3 protein-coding genes are annotated in these 6643 nt (G+C 41.5%); 2 read left to right on the top strand and 1 reads right to left on the bottom strand.

Features of this window, described 5'->3' with window-relative positions:
• The first annotated feature begins 144 nt into the window (after positions 1-144).
• Together O9295_RS16425 and O9295_RS27910 are read left to right on the top strand one after the other, a co-directional pair.
• Positions 145-321, top strand: coding sequence for a PLP-dependent transferase (locus tag O9295_RS16425; protein ID WP_502846512.1), 177 nt, complete (start codon positions 145-147; stop codon positions 319-321).
• Positions 318-413 (top strand): PLP-dependent transferase, encoded by a 96-nt coding sequence (locus O9295_RS27910; protein ID WP_338420907.1) that lies wholly within the window; start codon positions 318-320, stop codon positions 411-413. Before O9295_RS16425 ends, O9295_RS27910 begins: the two co-directional genes overlap by 4 nt.
• A 41-nt stretch (positions 414-454) precedes the next feature.
• On the opposite strand, the gene O9295_RS16430 is transcribed toward O9295_RS27910, so the two are convergent.
• The gene (locus O9295_RS16430; protein ID WP_288033906.1) at positions 455-6505 is read right to left on the bottom strand and encodes a pre-peptidase C-terminal domain-containing protein; all 6051 of its coding nucleotides are present in this window, start codon (positions 6503-6505) and stop codon (positions 455-457) included.
• Positions 6506-6643: the final 138 nt, after the last annotated feature.

Raw genomic sequence — 6643 nt, forward strand, 5'->3', positions numbered from 1 at the left:
GAGTGATTGGGGGGAAAATTTAGGGATTTTTTCCCTGAAAATTAGGTAATTGACCACCTGAAAATGGGTAAAACCCCACACCCCACACCCCACACCCCACACCCTGCCCCCACGAAAAACTTTTTCAGCAGCCCCTAAGTACCTATGTCTGACCGTTACCGTTTCGAGACGCTGCAAGTACACGCCGGCCAGGAACCTGCCCCCGGAACCAACGCCCGCGCCGTTCCCATCTATCAAACCACTTCCTACGTTTTCAACGATGCCGACCACGGGGCGCGACTGTTTGCCCTACAAGAGTTCGGCAATACACTAGGATCATGAACCCGACCACCGATGTCTTCGAGAAGCGGATCGCGGCTTTAGAAGGAGGCGCGGCGGCCCTGGCCACCTCTAGCGGTCAGGCGGCGCAATAATGGAATGGGCCTTATCCCCCTCCGTTTAACCCGAACTGGGGTTAAGCAATAAAATTAAACGCCAAAATCCCATCATTAAAATCGTTATCGCTGATATTGGGTAAGTTACCCGGTAAATCCTCAAAGCCAAAGATATTATTCCCCCTTGACCGTAAATGTTCCGCCCCATCGGGATTTGCCGACCCAAAGGAGAAGTAGGCCACTTCATGACTTATATAGTTTTCTAGGGTAGCCGCCACGTTATCGGGATTCTTGGTCAAAAATGCCTGAACACTCCCTTGCAGACTTTCTCCCAGATTGCCCCCATTGGCAATTACAAAGGGTGCGTAGCGTCGCCCCCCTTCCAACAACACATCCCCAAATTCAGCGGCGGTGGTGCTTTGGTTTGCCCCTTCCCCACTGGCCTGCAAAATGAAGTTATTCACCGCTTGACTTAAGGCGGTACGCGCATAACCCGCTTGACCCGGTTGAATTAACTCTGTCACGTTGCCATCTCCATCTAAATCGAGGCTGTCAAAAACGGCTCCGTTGTCATCCGCCACTGGATAGAGACCGACAACGTTATTGAAGAAAGCTCCCGTCTGTCTAAGTCCTTCCTCAATGGCTTTGACCTGTATGCTACCGGGCAAGTTACTGAAGTTGAAAACCAGAGAACCTTGTCCATTACCCGTATCTTTAAATTGGAGGGTTTGGGGATTAACGGCTTGGTCGGGTAGATTGGTAATTTCTAGGGTGAAATTAACCGTTGCGTCTGGTGTGGCATTGGGAGCCAGTTTGAGGGTGGTATCCGTCACCGCCGCCGTCAGATTATAGAGGGATTGGGCTTCAAAATCAGCCTTACCGATGAAGAATAACTCCCGGCCACGAATCTGGAAACTGCTCTGATCACTGCCCAACAAAGAAAGGCTATTGGTCCCCAAGGCATCATCGCTGATCTGAATATCGGCAACTTTGACACCTTGACTGGTATCGGTATTTTCAGCGATCGCATTGGTACTATTGGCCAGAATTAGGGCTGTGGGAGCTTCGTTGACATCGGTGATGTTTAAAGTCAAGGTTTGGGTGAGATCGGGGGTGACACCAACGGTTGGATCATCGACATTGACGGTGACTTCGTAACTATTTTGGGCTTCAAAATTAGGAGTAAAACCGACATAGAAAAGGGCCGAATTCTGAATTAAGAAGCGCTCCCTATCCCGTCCCGTGAGGAAGAGATTATTGGTTCCTAAACCATCATCTTCAATCAGGAGATCGGCGACTTTAAATTCTGGTGTGACATTGACATTTTCAGCTAACTGGGTGACAGCATTTTGGAAAATTAGGGCTGTGGGAGCTTGATTACTAGGATTTTCATTAACATCATTTACCGCAATTGTCAAGGTTTTCTCAAAACTGAGTCCCCCTTGGTCTGTGGTTTTTACCCGAATACTGTAACTATTTTTGGTTTCAAAATCAGGAGAATTATTAATCTGTAATTGATTCCCTACAATCGAGAATGCTGAGTTATCTGTATCTCCTGTCCCTGCTATTAAACTATAGGTAAAGCTATTGCCAGTATCGGGGTCTGTGGTAGAAAATGTTCCAATTACTGTGTTAACAGGGACATTTTCATTTACTGTGGTCGCACTTAATGCTAAATCCATTGGAGCTTGATTACCGGGAGTTTCATTAACATCATTGACAGTAATTGTCAAGGTTTTCTCAAAACTTAGTCCCCCTTGGTCTGTGGTTTTTACGCGAATACTGTAACTATTCTTGGTTTCAAAATCGGGAGAATTATTAATCTGTAATTGATTCCCCACAATCGAGAAGGCAGTATTATCTGTATCTCCTGTTCCTGTAACTAAGCTATAGGTAAAGCTATTACCACTATCGGGGTCTGTACTGGAAAATGTTCCAATTACTGTGTTAACAGGGACATTTTCATTTACTGTGGTCGCACTTAATGCTAAATCCGTCGGAGCTTGGTTACTAGGATTTTCATTAACATCATTGACAGTAATTGTCAAGGTTTTCTCAAAACTTAGTCCCCCTTGGTCGGTGGTTTTTACCCGAATACTGTAACTATTTTTGGTTTCAAAATCGGGGGAATTATTAATCTGTAATTGATTCCCCACAATCGAGAATGCTGTATTATCTGTATCTCCTGTTCCTGCTATTAAACTATAGGTAAAGGTATTACCAGTATCGGGGTCTGTGCTGGAAAATGTTCCAATTACTGTGTTAACAGGGACATTTTCATTTACTGTGGTTGCACTTAAGGCTAAATCTGTGGGAGCTTGATTACCGGGAGTTTCATCGGTGCCAATAGTGACAATAACTGAAGCTTGATCGTCTTCATTGGGATTATTGTTATTGGGAGTAGAATCAGGATCAGGTTCAGTTACTGCAATCACTTCAGCAGTATTAGAAAGACTTCCTCCAGAAGTAACTTTGGTAACGATATCTACGAAAGCTTGATTATCCTTGGCGATATTCCCTGCTTCCCAAATGCCAGATGTGGAGTTGTAAGAACCTTGCTGAGGATTTGACGAAACAAGAGTTAATCCTTGAGGCAAAACATTTTTTACCTGAATTGATGTTGCAGCCCCTGGACCTTTATTGGTTAGAGTTATTTTGAAAGTAACTAGGTCATCAATATTCGCTGTCGTTTTATCTGAAGTTAGAGAAAGTTCCAAATCAGCAGGTTGAATTGTACCAGGTGCAACGTTGAAACGCTGTACTACTGAGTCATTGTCTGGATTAAAGTCTGCTTGTGCGCTTGAGACTTGAATCAAACTACTGGTTGAACCCGAACCAACCAATCTGCCTGAAACAACTACTGTTGCTGATTCATTGACGTTAAGGCTGCCAATATTTGCAGTAATTGCACTGCTAGAAATACTTCTCGTACCTTTACTGGCAACAGCAGACACATCAAGGATATTTTCAAGGGGCAAGTTATCGCTGAGTGTGACTCCTGTTGCATTAGAAGCACCGATATTTTTAACGGTAATGGTGTAGCTGACTTGATCTCCTAAAGTAAGAGAATTAGTTACTGGAGTCACACTCACTTGTAGATCTACTCCAGTGGCTGCTGTTGGTGTGAGAGCAAGATTGTAGGTGGTGTCACCTTCGTATTGGGATACTTTTACAAAGTAGTCTCCTGCGGGTAATGCCGTAATATTAATATTTTCATCTTGATTGTCTGTTCCTTCAGAAAGCTGAATCACTTCATCAGAAGAGATTACACCGTCTCCATCTTTATCTTGAGACAATTCTAAATCGGCATCTGCTGATAAGCCACTAAGATTGAGGGTAACTCCACTAGGATTTGTCAGGGTAAAGCGGTAATAGTCAATCGGATCAACATTACCAACAAAATCGTTTTGGGTGGAAGCAGTTAAAGTGCCAAGATTGAAGGCAGTGGTAAGGGTACTACCTGCTTTATCAGGTGGAATAACTGACGGAGTTGCCGAAAGGTTAAGGTTATAGTTTGTATTGCCACTATTACGCCCCAAATGCAAGATATAATCACCAGCGGCTAATCCTGTACGGCTAATTTGTTCGCTGGTATCTCCTTCTTCATCAGATGTGACAATAATTTCATCAAAATCTAGAATGCCGTCATTATTTTTATCTTGTCCAACTTCAGCAAATAAATCACCATTTACTAAGTCAGTAACATCAACGGTCAAATCGCTGATAGATGATAATGTGAAACGATAGTAATCATCTGCATCCACTTGACCAATAAAATCTGATTGCTGGACATTATTACTAATGATTCCTAAATTTTTAGCATTAGTTACTGTATTTCCTGCGTTGTCAGTTGGAACTGGTAGAGGAGGAACTGTTAAACTAAGGTTAAAGCTAGTATCACCACCCTTTTGGAAAATGCGAATGTAGTAATCAGATTCGTTAAGGTCTGTCAAATTGAGCGTTTCAGGATTATTACCTAACTGATTTGAACTTGCTATAACGTCCTCATCTTGAAAAATACCATCTCCATTAAAATCTTTGATTAGCTCTACATCAGCATCAGCAGCAAGTTGATTGAGAAGTAAGTTAAAATTTCGAGATGTACTGAAGTAGATGCCGTCAATTTTATCTTCATCTACTGGATCACCAAGTGTAAAGCGATAGATAGTTTCAGGATTTCCAGTGTTAATCGAGCCAGTCGTACTGAAGTTTCCTTCTATCTTTCCTATATCTATTACATTATTTATAAGGATGAAGTTGTTGACAGTTATGGCAGCAGTAGCTACAGGTTCAACGCTTTCAGATGCAAAAGAGAAAGTGCTGAACCTCTGATTAGAATTTGTAGTTGCGCTTGGTGCTTTGAGAGTAAAATGAACGTGTCCATTATGATTAGATGCAAAACGAACTTTTTTAGGGTCTATATCCCATGTACGAGGATCATTAAAATAAACCTCTTTTACTGTAATTCCTCCTACATTAGCGTTCAAGAAAGAGGTAATTAAGTTTCTTGTATCTGCAAGAACGTATCCCTTTGTAGGAGTGCCATTTGCATTATTAAATACAGCATTAGGGTTATCAATAATCAACCATTCATCCTGATCTGCTTTCCCATTATTGTTGGTATCTGAAAATAGTTCTTTGATAACTTGCTTGTTATAGATGTCAAGACCAGTTATTGCTTTAGTAAGATTAGCTGGTACATTAGGATCAGCAGATTCATACTTTCCATTTGTGTTTTTAATGATAACTTTACCATCAGGAGCTTCTACATACCAAGTATTCTTAGTGCCAAACTTATTTTCCTTAAAAAACATATTGTTTGGTGCATATGTATTGCCGTCACCTTTTCCGGCTGTATCTATATCTAAATCCATCCCAGCTTCGTGACCAGAGTGTGCTGATGTATCTCCACCCTTTTTTAGACTTGTTCCATTTACATTAAAATTAATATTAGGATTTGAAGGAACTACGGAGTTCAGAACATCATATGTCCAATTAGATGCCCATAATTCTATGGGTGAACCTTGAACAATTCCAACTCTTGGTATGGAGGTACTTTTTAATTCAGTCCAGCGTGGAGCATTAGTAGCATTAATGAGTTGTTTAGCATTATCCTTACTGAAACTTTTCTCATTCAAAACTTTGCTTGAGCTACTAACTACAGAATTAAATAATTTTATTGCCCATTCAGTGTTACCACCAGACTGTCCATCAACAACTAAAGGACTGCCACTGCTACCCGGAAAACCCAAGTAAGCTAGTCGTTGTTGTTGAGTATAAATATCAAGCTTTCCAGTTCCAGTTTTTACTGGATTACTTCCATCAGTCTTAGAAAAACCATCAGTAACACTTACTTGAACGGTAATGGACTTTTTAGTTTGATCTTCAACATCAAAGCTCACTTGACCTATACCAGGATGTTGCTTATCTTGACCATAACTAGAGATTGCACCATTTACAGTAGGGACATAGTATAAAGTTGTATATACACTCCCTACAATGGCATTTTCTCCTTTCTCATTAATCAACTTACCTTTGGAGGAATTTGGTAGGGATTTCAGCGTAACATTCCCACTTTGCTTACCTAAATCGAGTTTGATGACATCTCCTACAAGACCATTGAAGTTTATTTGAGCATTGTCAGTAGAAACAGAAAAATCCCAAGCTGTTCCTGATTGAGGAGCAGTAACAACGATATTGAGAAAGTCTTGCCCTTGCACTTGCTTAAATGTTACATTTCCAGTTTTACTTCCCGAAACAAGTCCTCCAGTATTGACAATGTCCTTTCCTGCATATCTGACCTGAAATTGATCAGGAATAGAATAATGCTCGTAGAAATAGGTAAGAGTAACATTTCTTTCGGTTTGTCCTTGGGGTAGAGGATCGAGTTGAAGAGTTTTGTTAGTTCCACCTACACCACCACTGCCCGAAAGACTGGCTTGCTCAATCAGAACTTCTTGCCCATCAATTACTACCACTGCATGATCATCTTCCGTCTGAATCCGACTCAACCCCGAAGGACTTAAACTTACCCCGCGTGCCAACGCCGAAAATAACTCCCCCTCATCCCCCACCGTATCCACCCTATTAATTTGAGCATCCACAAAATGCCCAATTTCTTCCAACACCACCGCAACCAAAGCATCTGAACTAGCAGAAGCAAAAAAGCTTTCAGATAGATATATCTTATTGGTGCTAATCCCATAAGCGCCATTTGCACTACCTAAAACACTGCTGTTGACAACCTCAATCTCAGGAAGTTGACTAAA

It is taken from the genome of Microcystis sp. LE18-22.4A (assembly GCF_027531105.1).
GTDB lineage: Bacteria > Cyanobacteriota > Cyanobacteriia > Cyanobacteriales > Microcystaceae > Microcystis > Microcystis aeruginosa.

Excerpts from the sequence above, each read along its gene's own strand:
- O9295_RS16425 (WP_502846512.1), top strand. The coding sequence starts at position 145 with ATGTCTGACCGTTACCGTTTCGAGACGCTGCAAGTACACGCCGGCCAG.
- O9295_RS27910 (WP_338420907.1), top strand. The coding sequence starts at position 318 with ATGAACCCGACCACCGATGTCTTCGAGAAGCGGATCGCGGCTTTAGAA.